The following is a 16,415-nucleotide window of genomic DNA, read 5'->3' as shown; positions in this document are numbered from 1 at the left end:
TATATATGAAGTTCTTAATTGTTAACCAAAGCTAACTTATTAGTAATAGTTAAGTAAGCAGAATTTATTTTAGTAAATCAGCGAGGATAGGTGGAAATGAAAATATCAGTTTTTGGTCTAGGATATGTTGGCCTAGCGAATGCATTATTGTTGTCGCAATCTGAAGAAGTTATGGCATTTGATATAGTACAAGAGAAAATAGATTCTTTACTAGATGGTGTATCACCTTTAGAAGATAAAGAAATAAATGAATATTTAAGACAAGAAAATTTAAATATTAATTTTACTAAAAATTTTGAAGAAGCAGTTTTTTTCGGGGATTATTTAATTATTGCCACACCTACTGATTATGATGAAGAAAAAGATTGTTTTAATACTTCAACTGTGGAGAAGGTAATTGAAGATGCATTAGCTATTCGACCAGATTCAATTTTTATCATCAAATCAACCGTTCCTGTTGGCTATACAGTGGAATTAAAAGAGTACTTTAAAACAGATAACATTATATTTTCACCAGAATTTTTACGTGAAGGTAAAGCATTGTACGACAATCTATATCCCTCTAGAATTGTTGTAGGTGAAAATTCTGATAGGGGCAGAGACGTTGCTGATACATTTAAAAGAAATGCTCTTGCTGAAAGTGTGCCAGTGTTATTGACAGATTCTACTGAAGCTGAAGCAATAAAGTTATTTTCTAATACTTATCTTGCTCTTCGTGTTGCATATTTTAATGAACTAGATACTTATGCTGAATTAAATAACTTAAATGCTAGGCAAATAATTGAAGGGGTCGGATTGGACCCACGAATTGGGATGCATTACAATAATCCTTCTTTCGGTTATGGAGGATATTGTTTACCTAAAGACACTAAGCAATTGAGGGCGAATTATAAAGATGTACCAAGTAATATTATTAGTGCAATTGTAGAGGCAAACGCAACAAGGAAAGATTTTATAGCTGAACAAATACTTGCAAAGAATCCGAAAAAAGTTGGAATATATCGTTTAACCATGAAAGCAAACTCTGATAATTTTAGATATTCATCGATTCAAGGAGTTATGAAACGAATAAAAGCTAAGGGGGTTGAGATCGTGATATATGAGCCTACTTTGGAATCCGATTTCTTTTTTGAATCACGTGTGGTTAAAGATTTTGAAGAATTCAAACAAATATCTGATTTAATTATATCTAATCGTATGGAGTCTGTTTTAGAAGAGGTTAAAGAAAAAATATACACGAGAGATATTTTCAGTCGTGATTAAAAAAATAGTTTTAAATATACTTAATATGAATTGAAAAATAGTAGTATAAAACCTAAATATTGAAGTGGTTCACAATACTACCTCTTTTTGGCACTTCAACAAGTAGTGTTGTGAGTTCAAATTGAAAGAATTTAATTGAGAATCAATCGGAGCATAAATAAGCTGGCTCTTTGTCAATAAGGACTGATGAGTTGCGAAAAATTAAATCTGGGTCAGAATGAACCTCATTCTGGCTCAGATTTTTTGTTATCTCACTTTGATTAATTGATTGGTCAAAAAGATTCTAATTTTCATGTTCTCAAATGATCTAAATCCGTAGGATACTCGTTTCATCGTTTTTATGTGGGTATTCTTTGCTTCTATTTTTCCATTGGAGTAAGGATAAATCATCGCATTGGCGATGCCTTCTTCGTAGGTCAGTAGGTTTTGAAGTTTCTCACGAAAGCCGTCATCTAACGTTTCGGGAAGTTCTGCCAATAAGGAGAAAAACAAGTCAGGGTCTTTGTCTCGAAAAGCTTCAACTAATTCATGGAAAAAGGGATACGCCTCCTTTAGGGGCTTAGAAAAGCTAAGCAATCGATCAATCATCATTGCTTCAGTAAGAAATGGGTATTTAGGTGCTCGGAAACTTTTCCATGTTTTATACTCATAGTGATTAATGTTTGCACGATTTTTTAGCAGAAAGCGCCAGTTCTTTTTCAGTTTTTCTGCATGGCTTTTCTGTCCTGCTTTACGCAGTTCATTCATTTCACGGATACGCAACTCATTGAAAGCTTGATTCATGTGTTTGACAATATGAAACCGATCAATCACTACTTTCGCATTTGGCAGAACGCGTTTGGTGAGCTGGAAGTAGGCGGCGTTCATGTCTGTGACTAAGAATTTTACTTCTTCTGGATTGGTGCAGCCAAAGAAATAGTTTGTTAATCGAGGTAATTTACGAGTAGGTAAGATATCAATTAAATTACCTGTTTCTCCATCTGCGCAAATAAAGCTCATTTTATATTCTATGGAAGTGTGCGAACGAAATTCATCAACCATCAATACTTTGGGGAGAATCCTCTTAGTGGGCTTTGGTAAATAGCGTTTAAACTCTTTCAATGTACGAATAACGGTAGTCAAAGATACCTGACAGCTTTTCGCAATAAAAGATAAAGAGACTTTTTCAGTCAGTAAAGAAGCAATTTTATATCTGACATGATCCGCAATTGAATGTCTTGGGCGTACAAAATAGCTTTGAGCAGTCCAATGGGTTCGACAGTTTTTACAGGTATAGCGTTGCTTTTTTTAAACGCATAAGCATAGGCATATGATTGTATTGTTCAAAGCGGACAATGATTTCCTTCTTCCCGTTTCTCACCACACTTGCTTTCCCATTTCCATCTACCACAGTAGAACCACAACTTCTACAGGCACGAGGATCAGCTGAGAGAATGGCATTAATGATCAATGTCTTTTCCTTATGAAAGATCACGTAAGAGATCTCAGTAATCATCAAATCTTTATCTATTAGTCTCAGCATTTTTTTGAGAGAATCATTCATATAGCATATCGTCCTCTCAGTTGTTTATTTTGTGGACTAGAGAACGATATGTTTTTTTATAACTTAAATGAAAATGGGACTGAAGAATCAATTTTGATTCATCAGTCCCATAAATTATAGAGCTCATTTTTTCACTCCCGCCACCCCGGCGTCACTGCCTCCTTACAAAACGTGAACCGCTTCTTGTCATAATTCACCAAGCCTGAATCTTTCAGCTGTTTGATCACCTGTCCGGCGGTTTCACGAGTGGTACCGCTATTGACTGCTAGTTCTTTCAACGTGATCGGATAGGGTATCGATATATGACCGTCTTCTGTAGGGATTCCTAATTCTTCTTTTAAAACAAATAAGTTTTGTTTCACTCGGTCAAATGCACTGGAGGTCAAGCCGATTTGAATGCGTAGTTCGTGCATCTGAACGACTTTTCCTAACTTTTGGATCATGTAAATCAATTGATTGGGGTTGTTTTTGACGATTTTTTCATAACAAGCTACAGGAAAATAAAAAGTCTCGATATCTGTCATGGCTTGTGCTGTATACGTATAAGGTTCTTCTTCAAAAATACCAGACATTGGAAAGAGATTATTTGCTGTGACATAATCATAGTAGTAATAAGTCGCACTTTCGTCATAACGCTCTAAACGGATCAATCCTTCTGTTAAGACATAGAAACGTTGCCGCTCATCTCCTTCATCAAAAAGCACTTGTCCTTTCTTATATGAACGTAGGACAGTCTGCTCTTTGATTTCTTCAAATTCCTCATCAGTAAAGTGTTCAAAATCAGGTTGATATCTGAGTTTAGAAAAATGATAATCGATTTTATTTACACGCATGAACATCCCTGCTTCCTATTATTCTTTAATTCTATTGTGACTTCTTTTATTTCTTTTGTAAAGCCATAATACATTCCGAGAAAAGCTATATTTTGTAAAAAATCAATTGCGTTTGTTATTATGTAGGATTTATACAAAACAGATGAATATAATTTGATGAGTGATCATAAAAGTGTATAAAAAACAAATAATATACATAAAGTAAACGCTAACAACCTTAATTTAAATGGGATTTAAAAATATACAGAAAAATTTTTTTGATGAATAAAAATTTTTTTGATAGAGTTTTCAGTATAAAAAAAAGAGAAATTATTAATAAAAGATGCAAAAATGTGTAATTATTTAATTAAGCTTTAATAATGAGAGATTCTTCTCATTTAAAATGCGAGAAAAGCATGAAAGTGATTACAAAAGCAGTTTATTCTAAGTATGTAATCAAAACGAAGGAGGCAACACAACATGGATAAACCGATTCACGTTTTCTCTGAGATAGGAAAGTTAAAGACAGTATTATTAAAACGACCTGGTCAAGAAGTGGAAAATCTAACACCTGATATTATGGATCGTTTGTTGTTCGACGACATTCCGTATCTACCGATTGCACAAGCTGAGCATGATGAATTTGCACAAGTGCTCCAAAGTGAAGGCGCTGAAACATTATATTTAGAGAAATTAGCGGCTGAAGCAATCGATGCAGGTAATGTCAAAGAGGAATTTTTAAATAAAATGTTAGATGAATCTTTTATTGCATCTAATGCTGTTAGAGATGGTCTTCATGAGTTCCTTCTATCAATGGAAACTCAAGATATGGTAGATAAGATCATGGCGGGTGTCCGTACAAAAGATATCGATGTGAAATCACGTAGTTTATACGATTTATCATCTGATGACGACTATCCATTCTACATGGACCCAATGCCAAACCTATACTTTACAAGAGACCCTTCCGCATCAATGGGAAATGGGATGACAATCAATAAAATGGCATTTGAAGCGCGTCGTCGTGAGTCAATGTTCACAGAATACATTTTGAACCACCATCCACGTTTTGCAAATAAAGGTGTTGACGTATGGTTGGATCGCGAAAATCCAGATCATATCGAAGGTGGGGATGAATTGATCCTTAGTGACACAGTTGTCGCTGTTGGTATCTCACAAAGAACAAATGCAAAAGCGATCGAGCGTTTAGCACGTCACTTATTTGCGAAAAACGCAGGATTTGAAAAAGTCTTGGCAATCAAGATTCCGAATAATCGTGCGATGATGCATTTAGATACAGTATTTACAATGGTTGACCATGACAAATTCACGATCCACCCAGCGATCCAAAGTAAAGAAGGAAAAATGGACGTCTTTACAATCGAACAAGCTGGCGATGATATCAAAATTTCTCATTCAGATGATTTACAAGAGTCATTGAAATCAGTTCTAGGTTTAGATGATCTTGTATTGATCCCAACAGGTAATGGCGATGCGATCGTTGCACCTCGTGAACAATGGAATGATGGCTCAAACACATTAGCGATCGCTCCAGGGGTGGTAGTTACTTATAATCGTAACTATGTATCAAACGAATTATTGAGAAGCTACGGCATCAAAGTATTGGAAATCACTTCAAGTGAATTGTCACGCGGTCGTGGCGGCCCTCGTTGCATGAGCCAACCGTTAGTTCGTGAAGATTTAAAATAGTTTATTCCTGATGGCAGTCACTGTCAGCTGCCATCAGATTTCCTCTTAATACCAAGTACTTTATGTACTATCAAATAGAATACAATTTTAAAGGAGAATGTTCATATGAAAGAATCAGTATTTCAAGGAAGAAGTTTATTAGCAGAAAAAGATTTTACAAAGGAAGAGTTACAATATTTGATCGACTTTTCTCAACACTTGAAAGATTTGAAAAAACGTGGCATCCCACATCATTACTTAGAAGGAAAAAATATTGCATTACTATTTGAAAAAACATCAACACGTACTCGTGCAGCATTTACAACTGCAGCAATCGATCTTGGTGCGCATCCTGAATATCTAGGTGCGAATGACATCCAATTAGGTAAAAAAGAATCTACAGAAGATACTGCCAAAGTATTAGGTAGTATGTTTGACGGAATCGAGTTCCGTGGTTTCAGCCAAAAAATGGTGGAAGAATTAGCTGAATTCTCAGGCGTACCTGTATGGAATGGTTTAACTGATGAATGGCACCCAACTCAAATGATCGCTGACTTCTTAACGATCCAAGAAAACTTCGGTAAAGTGGAAGGCATCACAGTTGCTTATTGTGGCGATGGACGTAACAACATGGCGAATTCATTGTTAGTAACAGGTGCGATCTTAGGAACAAACATGCGTATCGTTGCACCAAAAGAATTACAACCTGAAGAAGAAATCGTGAAAATGGCTGAAGAGTTTGCAGCGAAATCAGGTGCACAATTAATGATCACTGACGATGTTGCTAAAGGGGTTGACGGAGCAGACGTTCTTTACTCAGACGTTTGGGTATCAATGGGTGAAGAAGATAAATTTGAAGAACGTATCAAATTATTGAAACCTTACCAAATCAATATGGATATGATCGAAAAAACAAACAATACAGATCGTTTGATCTTCTTACACTGCTTACCAGCCTTCCATGATACGAAGACAGTTTACGGTGAACAAATGAAAGAACGCTTCGGCATCACTGAAATGGAAGTAACAGACGAAGTATTCCGCAGTAAATATGCACGTCAATTTGAGCAAGCAGAAAACCGTATGCACTCAATCAAAGCAATCATGGCAGCAACACTAGGAAACTTATTCATTCCTCGTGTGTAACAACTAACAAGTAAATAATCAAAACGAGTCAGCGTGAGGATCGTTCAGAAAGAACGCTGGCTTGTTTTGTCATCGGTAAAATTCAGAATGTTCTGAAAGAAAGGGAGATAGACATGGCAAACAGAAAAGTGGTTGTTGCATTAGGCGGAAACGCGATTTTATCAACAGATGCAAGTGCAAAAGCACAACAAGACGCATTGATGGAAACAGCAAAATACTTAGTGAAATTTATTGAACAAGGAGATGAATTGATCATCTCACATGGTAATGGTCCTCAAGTTGGAAATTTGTTGATCCAACAACAAGCGGCTGATTCAGAAAAAACACCGGCAATGCCATTAGATACATGCGTGGCGATGACGGAAGGTTCAATTGGCTATTGGTTGCAAAATGCGATGGGCGAAGTGTTGAAGGAAAAAGGAATCGATAAAGATGTCGTTTCTTTAGTGACACAAGTCATCGTTGATGAAAATGATCCATCGTTCAAAAATCCAAGCAAACCAGTTGGACCTTTCTATACAGAAGAAGAAGCGAACGATCAGATGAAAGCAGACTCTTCCGTAACATTCAAAGAAGATGCAGGACGTGGTTGGCGTAAGGTCGTTGCTTCTCCAAAACCAATCTCAATCAAAGAAGCTCGTGTCATCCAAACATTAGTGGAACAAGGCGTGATCACCATTTCTGTAGGTGGTGGCGGTATTCCAGTAGTGGAAACTGCAACAGGTCTTGAAGGAAAAGAAGCCGTGATCGACAAAGATTTTGCTTCTGAAAAATTAGCAGAGATCATCGGAGCAGATCTACTGATCGTGTTGACGGGTGTCGATAATGTCTATGTGAATTATCAAAAACCTGATCAAAAGAAACTAGAAACAGTTGGTGTCTCAGAAATGAAACAATACATTGCTGAAAACCAATTTGCTCCAGGAAGCATGTTGCCAAAAGTGGAAGCAGCGATTGCCTTTGTTGAGGCTCGTCCTACTGGGAAAGCAATTATTACTTCCTTAGAAAATATTGAGAATCTATTAGCTTCAGAAGAAGGAACGATCATTGTTGCTGATGAAGCGTAAGAAACTTTTTATCGTTTTACCATGACCATGTGTATAAAATGTCCAGTTGGTTTTTAATCTCCTTTAGACCTCCTGGACATTTTAGGTTGTGAGAAAAGCACTTTGACCTGAGCAATAAGATAGAAAATCAGAAAATAGTATCTCATATTTTTTGATTTTTTAGCTTGTTGTTGAAGGTCAGCTTTTCGAACACCGTTTATTTATGAAGAAAACTCTAGCCAGTCGATTGGATATCTGCTATAATTCAAATCAAGTTAAATAAGAGCAACGTTTGCTGAACAAGAGAGTAATTGGTGTCATTTCGTTCAAAGCGAGTCTGGGTAGAGTGGAAGCCGGACGGACAAATCCCAATGAAGCGCACTTGGAGAACTCTGTCTTTGACAGACGGTCGTCTACCGATATCAGATCGAGCAGGTCCTTTTTTAGGACAATTGGAGTGGTACCGCGGGAATTCTCGTCTCTAGTAAATTCATAGGAAATATGGATTTGCTAGAGATTTTTTTGTTTTACAGCAAACAATATGTAGGAGGAAAATAAATGAATAACAAAGATGTTGTTGCAAAAGCACTATATGAAGTAGTACAAGATGATTTGACGTTGGAGCAAGTCGCACAATTACTTGAAAATCCAAAATCAGCGGACCATGGAGATGTCGCATTTCCCACGTTCTCTTTAGCAAAAATCTTCCGTAAAGCACCACAACAGATCGCAGCGGATCTTGCTGAGAAAATCGATGCAACAAATTTTGAAAAAATCGAAGTCGTTGGACCATACTTGAACTTCTTTATGAACAAAGAGATCATTAGTAAGCAAGTGTTAGCTACAGTAGTAAAAGAAAAAGAACACTATGGTGATAGCACGATCGGTAACCAAGGAAGCGTGCCTATCGATATGTCTTCACCAAACATTGCAAAACCAATTTCAATGGGTCACTTACGTTCGACAGTGATCGGAAACTCAATTGGCTTTATCATGGAAAAATTAGGCTACCAACCAGTACGTATCAACCATTTAGGAGACTGGGGCACACAATTTGGAAAACTGATCGTTGCCTACAAAAAATGGGGATCTGCTGAATCTGTAAAAGCTGAACCAATCAATGAATTATTGCGTCTATATGTCCAATTCCACGAAGAAGCTGAAACACAACCTGAATTGAATGATGAAGCTCGTTCTTGGTTCAAGCGTCTAGAAGAAGGCGACGAAGAAGCGATGGAGTTATGGCAATGGTTCCGTGACGAATCAATGAAAGAATTCAACAAGATCTATGACTTGTTAGAAGTTCGTTTTGATTCATTGAACGGGGAAGCTTTCTATAATGACAAGATGGATGAAATCGTCGAATTACTAGAAGAAAAACATCTCTTACAAGAAGACAAAGGTGCAGAAATCGTTGACTTATCTGCTTATGATCTAAATCCTGCCTTGATCAAAAAGTCAGATGGTGCGACACTTTATATTACTCGTGATTTGGCAGCTGCACTATACCGTAAACGTACGTATGATTTCAGTCAATCACTATACGTAGTTGGTAATGAACAAAGTTATCACTTTAAACAATTGAAAGCTGTCTTGAAAGAACTAGGCTTTGACTGGTCAGATGATATGCACCATATCCCGTTTGGTTTGATCACACAAGGTGGTAAAAAACTATCTACACGTAAAGGAAAGATCGTTTTACTAGAAGAAGTATTGAATGAAGCAATCGACTCAGCGAAACAACAAATCAGTGAAAAGAATCCTGATTTGGAAAACAAAGATGTCATCGCAAAACAAGTCGGTGTTGGTGCTGTTATTTTCCACGATTTAAAAAATGATCGTTTGAATACCTTTGACTTCAATTTAGAAGAAGTGGTTCGTTTTGAAGGGGAAACTGGTCCTTATGTCCAATATACTCATGCTCGTGCGATGAGTTTATTAGACAAAGCAGGTTTTGTTCCTTCTGAAGATCAAGCTTATGCGTTGAATGATGAAAATAGTTGGGAAGTCGTGAAGCTTGTACAGAAATATCCTGAAACAGTGCTTCAAGCGGGTGAAAAATATGAGCCATCGATCATTGCAAAACATGCGATCAAATTGGCACAAGCGTTCAATAAATACTATGCACATACAAAAATCTTAGCGGACGATGACCAAAAAGATGCGCGCTTAGCGTTAGTTTATGCGGTAACTGTTTTACTAAAAGAAGACTTACGTCTATTAGGATTACATGCACCAGATAAAATGTAAAAAGTTTCATTGCTCAATGATTTTCTGAAGAGAAATCTAAAAGTTATTTATCAGTCAATAATCCATTGCATATTTACAATTGAATTGATTTTTATCTAGAAGGTTCTCTTTTAGAAACGAGCCAAGTCGGGATTTGAAAAAATCCCGGCTTTTTTGACGTATTTTTGGTACGGCATACATTTTCATAGTTGTTTTATGTTGAATTGTACATACAAAAATTTTTATGAATAAATAATTGGATTTCCTTTTCTTATTTTAGAAAAAGTCGTTTCATGAGAATCTTCACTTTTTGTTAAGCGCTTTCTTTTCTTGCGGTATACTCTCGGTGTAAATAAAAAAGAAAAGGAGTGGAAAAATGAAAGTGAAAAAGAAATGGTTCTCGTTGTTGATGGTTGTGATGTTGTTGTCGTCGGTTTTCCAACCGACACTCTTAGCCTTTGCGAGTGATCGATCCTTCAAAGAAGCAACCTCGCGTCCAGCTGTTGAGATTGATTTAAGTGGCACTTCGCCAGCAAAAGATGAAAAAACATGGAACGAATGGGTAAAACTCCGAGGATTTACGGATACCCTGACTGCCGAACATAACGTATTTGATAATTTAGTTGTAGCGGATTATTTAGACATGATGGAAGGGCCAAGTACGTTACCCCTCAGTGCACGGTTTGCTCGTTCGAAAATTGCACCGATCATCCAAGCTACCGCCTTTGCTGAATTTACCCGACCCTACTTAAAAGAATCGTCCAAAGAGACAGCTGTCAGTCAGTTGTATCGTGTGACCTCCACCAATATCTTAAGACAATCGATCAGTTTACTTGGTGACGCCATTGATGCACCCGAAGATCCGATTGAGATTTATCCAACCACCAAAATCGAGTTGGCTAGTTGGATTTCAGTCCAAAACCAGTTTCTCGAATACATAGAAACGACTCCCGACTTATCTGGATATGAGCTGCGAACTGGCACAGACGGTGTGAGCAGATTATTCGTGCCGAAAAGCACAAACAATCAAAGTCTGTTAGTTTATCCAGATACTTCACTGAATGAATACTTACCGGGAAATGAAAAATTACCTCCGCGGATCGGCGCCCTGAAACAAATCAATTTTTCTCCATATAATGGTCCAGGAACACCCTATGTCAATGTGACCATGAGCTATACCGCCTATGACCATCGTCAACAATTATATACACAATATGATGTTCGCGGCATCACGATTCCCATGGAGACGGACTTTGATACATTTTTAGCAGAAATCGCCACACCTGAACAAGCCTTGGAACTGGTTAAAGAATATTCTTCGGTCCAATTCGGGGCAGTAGACCTAACAGATGTCGATTCCGTCAATGAAGTCGGAAAAGAAATCACCCGTCAGATGATCGATGAGCGGGATGCGCTGATTGATCAATTGCCTGATACGTTTCAGACTAATCTATTCCGGATTGCAGCGAAAGCCAATGAAAAAGAAGTTGTCATTGATCGGGAAGGTGAGTTTGTGTATCGGGGAACGCAAGAAATCGTTCCCTTAGACCAAATCGACATCGGCTTTAACCAAGAAGTCATCTATACGATCCGCAAAGTGCAAAGCTTTTTCGGTGTCTATTGCAACTACTATGCGTTAGCCGATGGCTTGTTTGATGAAGAACGCACGAATGCCTTACCAAGAAGTCTAGATGAAACCACCATTGCAGCGATTTCTGAAGTCGGTGGCAATGTATTGAAGAATTTACCAAATTACGAAAATACCGACTGGGTCATCAAACAGTCCCAAATCCAGCTCGAAAAAACAGACATCTTACTGATCATTATGTGCTTACCGTTGTCTGAAATGTTTTCTGTCTTACGAGCAGTTGAATCCGAAGAAGTCTTCGTAACAGCGATCGAAGTCGAAGAAGCTGAAGCCGCTCGCGTATTGGAAGCGGAAAAGGCTCTGATTACCAAGGGCTGTCCAAATGAAGCCTTAGTAGAGAAGTTACCAACCACTGAATTTTATAACCGCAAGTCGTTGCGACATGTGGCAGGAGAGGTGAGACCGGGGAGAGATGGCAATCCTGAAATCACAGGTGCACATTCGCGCCATCCTGATTTTTATAGTCCAGAAAGTGGAGTTGTATATAAGCCGACAGGAACAGTGGTGGAAGGGCAACCTTTTGAGGCAGAAGTTAGATATGATGGGAACATTAAAAATACTAAATCTACTGTTTTTCCCGACAACTGGGATGCGGAAAAGATTATTAGTGAAGTAGAAAGAATTGTAAAGGAAAAAGTATCTAGTTCCGTCCCAGGGAATCATCCTTTTAGTGGCGATAGTATAGAAGGATTTAAAATAGCAGGGCGAGTAAATATAAAAGCAAATGGTAAAATAAATGTTGTGACAGCTTATCCAATCATAGAATGATAAAGAATGGTGGTACTTAGTTAAACTAAGTGCCACCATTCTTTATCTTCACGTATTTTGTGCTGAAATTGTTCTGGCGTATAGGTTTCACGCCAATAGTATTTGTTGTAAAGCATATATTTTCTCATAATCACTTCAATCGCATCATCTAACACCTTATTTAGCCCCAGATACTTAACATTAGTAATTCCACCATTAAAGAAGTCGCCATGAAAACACGTTCCTATACTATAAGGAGAGAGACTGTAAATAGGTATCTGGTTAAAATAAATATTATATTCATAATTAGATATGGTAGCAATTGGATCATCAGGCTCATCTTGTTCAGAGTCATAAGGCGCATCAGCTAATAAATGACCAATTTCTGGTCCAAAATCAATAAATGAATCATCGTGAGTAAGAGTTAAGTGAAAATCTAACTGTCTCAGCTGTGTCTCTAGAAATTCCGTATTTTTTTTAACAGCTGCTAAAGGTCGGTACTTTGGATCACTGAAATCAAATGGGGAGTTCCATATATTTGTGTCTCCGATTATTTGTTGATTTTGTTTATATAGGGCCAAAGCATGTTGTGCGAATTGTTTTTGTGAAAACAAATCTTTCCAATAAAGAAGATTATGAACTTGATAATCTCGAATGACTTCAAGAATTGCATCATTAATGCTACTTACTTTTTTTTGCAAATTTTTTTCATGACTATCTGGTAATCGTGATTTATCAATAATCACACCATAAGGGGTAACCCAATAAGCAGTATAGAACTTACCTTTTAAACGATACTCCGAATACACAAAATGTTCCATCGGATGATTCGGTACACGAGGGTCCCAATAAATTTTCGATAGCTTTGGAAATACCTCCGGACCATAATCAATAAAGTTATCATTATGTATCAAAGTCAAATCTGGATCGATTGCTTGAAATTTTTGAGTCAGTTCTTCTGTCATTTTTCTGATCTCTGCTTGTGGTCGACGGTTGGGATCGACAAAGGGGAAGAAGGTCATAGTTACTATCCTTTCTGTTCAAGATTTTATTTTTTGAATAAACTGTTAAAATAAAGTCCACCATTCTTTATCTTCACGTATTTTACTTTGAAATTGTTCTGGGGTATAGGTTTCCCGCCAGTAGTATTTGTTGTAAAGCATATATTTTCTCATAATCACATTGATCGCATCAACTAGCTTCTTGCTTAGTCCAAGGTAGGTAACATTCGGTATTCCCCCATTAAAGTAATCGCCATGAAATCCAGTCCCACTACAATAAGGAGAGAGAGAGAAAAGTAATGTTTTATTTAAAATAAATGTCGTACTCGTAACGAGATAAATCACGTCTAGGATCATCTGGCTCGTCTTCCTCTGGATCGTAAGGGCACTCCGTAAGAAAATGACCGATATCTGGACCAAAATCAATATATGATTTATCATGAATCACGGTTAATCGAGAATCTAATTGATCTAACTGAGTTTCTAGAAATTCCGTATTCTTTTCTACAGCAGCCAAAGGTCGGTGCTTGGGGTCAGTGAAACTAATTGGTGAACTAATTAATTCGCCAGGTCCAATAGATTGCGATACTCTCTTGTAGGGTTTTAACTTCTCCTGATCAAATTGTTTTTCAGTAAATATATCTTTCCAATAGAGAAGGTTATGAACTTGATAGTCATGAATGATTCTTAGGATAGTCTGTTCAATCATTTTTAAAGTTTTTCTTCGCGAGCCTGCATTCCCTCCAGGGCTTCTATAATATTCGTAAATTTTTTCATCATAAGGCGTAAACCAGTAAAGAGGGTAACCTCCATATCTAAGCAGATACTCCGAATACACAAAATATTCCATCGGATGATCTGGCACACGGGGGTCCCAATAAATTTTCGATAACTTTGGAAAGACCTCTGGACCATAATCAATAAAGTTATCATTGTGGATCAAGGTCAAATCTGGATCGATTGCATGAAATTTTTGTGTGAGTTCTTCTGTCATTTTTCTGATCTTGGCTTGTGGTCGACGGTTGGGATCGACAAAGGGAAAGAAGGTCATAGTTACTATCCTTTCAGTTCAAGATTTTATTTGTTGAATAAACTGTTAAAATAAAGTCCACCATTTTTTATCTTCACGTATTTTACTTTGAAATTGTTCTGGGGTATAGGTTTCCCGCCAGTAGTATTTGTTGTAAAGCATATATTTTCTCATAATCACATTGATCGCATCAACTAGCTTCTTGCTTAGTCCAAGGTAGGTAACATTCGGTATTCCCCCATTAAAGTAATCGCCATGAAATCCAGTCCCACTACAATATGGAGAGAGAGAAAAAAGTAATGTTTTATTAAAATAAATGTCGTACTCGTAACGAGATAAATCACGTCTAGGATCATCTGGCTCGTCTTCCTCTGGATCGTAAGGGCACTCCGTAAGAAAATGACCGATATCTGGACCAAAATCAATATATGATTTATCATGAATCACGGTTAATCGAGAATCTAATTGATCTAACTGAGTTTCTAGAAATTCCGTACTCTTTTCTACAGCAGCCAAAGGTCGATGCTTGGGGTCAGTGAAACTAATTGGTGAACTAATTAGTTCGCCAGGTCCAATGAATTGTGATGGACGATTATAAGGTTTTAACCTTTCCTGTTCCAATTGTTTTTCTGTAAATAAGTCATTCCAATAGAACAGGTTATGCACTTGATATTCATGAATGACTTTTAAGATAGCTTGGTCAATCACTTTTACTGCTTGTCTAGAAGAATCTGAAGCCCCGCTCGGTTTTCTATAATATTCGTAAATTTGTTCATCGTAAGGAGTAAACCAGTAAAGAGGATAGCCTCTATATCTAAGCAGATACTCCGAATACACAAAATGTTCCATCGGGTGATCTGGCACACGAGGGTCCCAATAAATTTTCGATAGCTTTGGAAAGATCTCTGGACCGTAATCAATAAAGTTATCATTATGTATCAAAGTCAAGTCTGGATCGATTGCTTGAAATTTTTGGGTCAGTTCTTCTGTCATTTTTCGAATCTTGGCTTGTGGTCGACGATTGGGATCGACAAAAGGGAAGAAGGTCATAGGTATTATTCCTTTCTATTCAAGATTTTTCATTTGAAAGATAACAAGTTAAAAGGCATTCTAAAGAATTTTTTCGTAAAAGTTGAAGTGAAGAGAACATGAGTAAAGCGATAATAAACATGTAGGTTGGACACCTATCTAAGCGTTAAATTGATTTGCTTATCATAGTAAAGAATAGCGTTACTTGGTTATTCTAAGCACCACATTTTCTTATATTTATGAATTTCATACTGGAATTGCTCTGGAGAATACTGATCACGCCAATAATATAGATTAAAAATCATATACATTGAGATAATATTATCAATTTGATTTATGAATTCTTGGCTTAACCCAAGATACGTTGTGTTAGGAATGCCTCCCTCGTAGAAATTACCACGATAACCGTAACCTAATTGAAAAGGATAAAAGCTGAATAGTAGAATATTCTCATAATAAAGTTTATATTCTTCACTACATAATTTATTTATTGGATCGTTAGGATCGTCTTCTTCGGGATCATAGGGACATTCAGCTAAGAAACGACTTATTTTTGGTTCGAAATCAATATACAAATCATTATGAGAAATAGTTAATCGAGAATCTAATTGATCTAACTGAGTTTCTAGAAATTCGGTATTTTTTTCTACAGCAGCCAAAGGTCGGTGCTTGGGGTCAGTGAAACTAATTGGTGAACTAATTAATTCGCCAGGTCCAATAGATTGCGATACTCTCTTGTAGGGTTTTAACTTCTCCTGTTCAAATTGTTTTTCAGTAAATATATCTTTCCAATAGAGTAGGTTATGAACTTGATAGTCATGAATGATTCTTAGGATAGTCTGTTCAATAATTTTTAAATTTTTTCTTCGTGAGTCTGCATTCCCTCCAGGTCTTCTATAATATTCATAGATTTGTTCACCATAGGGCGTAAACCAGTAAAGAGGGTAACCTCCATATCTAAGCAGATACTCCGAATACACAAAATATTCCATCGGATGATTCGGTACACGAGGGTCCCAGTAGATAGTAGAAAGTTGTGGAAATACCTCTGGACCGTAATCAATAAAGTTATCATTATGTATCAATGTCAAATCTGAATCGATTGCTTGAAATTTTTGTGTGAGTTCTTCTGTCATTTTTTTGATTTCTGCTTGTGGGCGACGATTAGGATCGACAAAGGGGAAGAAGGTCATAGTTAATATCCTTTCAGTTCAAGAATCATAAGAAGTTGA

At 37.0% G+C, this 16,415-nt stretch carries 10 protein-coding genes and 2 pseudogenes; 6 read left to right on the top strand and 6 right to left on the bottom strand.

Annotated features, from left to right (window positions below):
• Positions 1 to 96: 96 nt before the first annotated feature.
• Positions 97 to 1,263, top strand: coding sequence for a nucleotide sugar dehydrogenase (locus IGJ39_RS08445; RefSeq protein ID WP_438764457.1), 1,167 nt, complete (start codon positions 97 to 99; stop codon positions 1,261 to 1,263).
• A gap of 246 nt (positions 1,264 to 1,509) precedes the next feature.
• Here the strand turns inward: IGJ39_RS08445 and IGJ39_RS08440 are convergent.
• Positions 1,510 to 2,806: pseudogene (locus tag IGJ39_RS08440) on the bottom strand (ISL3 family transposase).
• Between the two features lie 131 nt (positions 2,807 to 2,937).
• Entirely contained in the window at positions 2,938 to 3,639 is a 702-nt protein-coding gene (locus IGJ39_RS08435; RefSeq protein ID WP_023519859.1) for a Crp/Fnr family transcriptional regulator, read from the bottom strand.
• Between the two features lie 459 nt (positions 3,640 to 4,098).
• Between IGJ39_RS08435 and arcA the strand changes: the two genes are divergently transcribed.
• From arcA to IGJ39_RS08410, 5 genes are all read left to right on the top strand, one after another.
• Positions 4,099 to 5,328, top strand: coding sequence for an arginine deiminase (gene arcA, locus IGJ39_RS08430; RefSeq protein WP_062805084.1), 1,230 nt, complete (start codon positions 4,099 to 4,101; stop codon positions 5,326 to 5,328).
• Positions 5,329 to 5,433: 105 nt separating this feature from the next.
• Positions 5,434 to 6,453, top strand: coding sequence for an ornithine carbamoyltransferase (gene argF, locus IGJ39_RS08425; RefSeq protein WP_010735175.1), 1,020 nt, complete (start codon positions 5,434 to 5,436; stop codon positions 6,451 to 6,453).
• 113 nt (positions 6,454 to 6,566) lie between these two features.
• Positions 6,567 to 7,520: a carbamate kinase gene (gene arcC / locus IGJ39_RS08420; RefSeq protein ID WP_010735176.1), complete on the top strand. Its 954-nt coding sequence runs from the start codon at positions 6,567 to 6,569 to the stop codon at positions 7,518 to 7,520.
• Between the two features lie 537 nt (positions 7,521 to 8,057).
• On the top strand, positions 8,058 to 9,749 hold the full coding sequence (gene argS, locus IGJ39_RS08415; RefSeq protein WP_019722840.1) for an arginine--tRNA ligase: 1,692 nt from the start codon (positions 8,058 to 8,060) through the stop codon (positions 9,747 to 9,749).
• 355 nt (positions 9,750 to 10,104) lie between these two features.
• The gene (locus IGJ39_RS08410) at positions 10,105 to 12,144 is read left to right on the top strand and encodes an EndoU domain-containing protein (RefSeq protein ID WP_438764455.1); all 2,040 of its coding nucleotides are present in this window, start codon (positions 10,105 to 10,107) and stop codon (positions 12,142 to 12,144) included.
• Positions 12,145 to 12,164: 20 nt separating this feature from the next.
• Here IGJ39_RS08410 and IGJ39_RS08405 read toward each other — a convergent pair whose 3' ends face one another.
• From IGJ39_RS08405 to IGJ39_RS08390, 4 genes and pseudogenes are all read right to left on the bottom strand, one after another.
• Positions 12,165 to 13,145, bottom strand: coding sequence for a hypothetical protein (locus tag IGJ39_RS08405; RefSeq protein ID WP_071867877.1), 981 nt, complete (start codon positions 13,143 to 13,145; stop codon positions 12,165 to 12,167).
• A 45-nt stretch (positions 13,146 to 13,190) separates the two neighbouring features.
• A pseudogene (locus IGJ39_RS08400) lies at positions 13,191 to 14,175 on the bottom strand (hypothetical protein).
• A gap of 45 nt (positions 14,176 to 14,220) precedes the next feature.
• On the bottom strand, positions 14,221 to 15,204 hold the full coding sequence (locus IGJ39_RS08395) for a hypothetical protein (RefSeq protein WP_438764453.1): 984 nt from the start codon (positions 15,202 to 15,204) through the stop codon (positions 14,221 to 14,223).
• Between the two features lie 188 nt (positions 15,205 to 15,392).
• Positions 15,393 to 16,376 (bottom strand): hypothetical protein, encoded by a 984-nt coding sequence (locus IGJ39_RS08390; protein WP_438764451.1) that lies wholly within the window; start codon positions 16,374 to 16,376, stop codon positions 15,393 to 15,395.
• Positions 16,377 to 16,415: the final 39 nt, after the last annotated feature.

Origin of the sequence: Enterococcus sp. AZ140 (genome assembly GCF_051714405.1) — a bacterium.
Lineage (GTDB): Bacteria > Bacillota > Bacilli > Lactobacillales > Enterococcaceae > Enterococcus_B > Enterococcus_B pernyi.
Note: the sequence above shows the minus strand (reverse complement) of the source record. Positions and strands in the feature narration are given on the sequence as shown.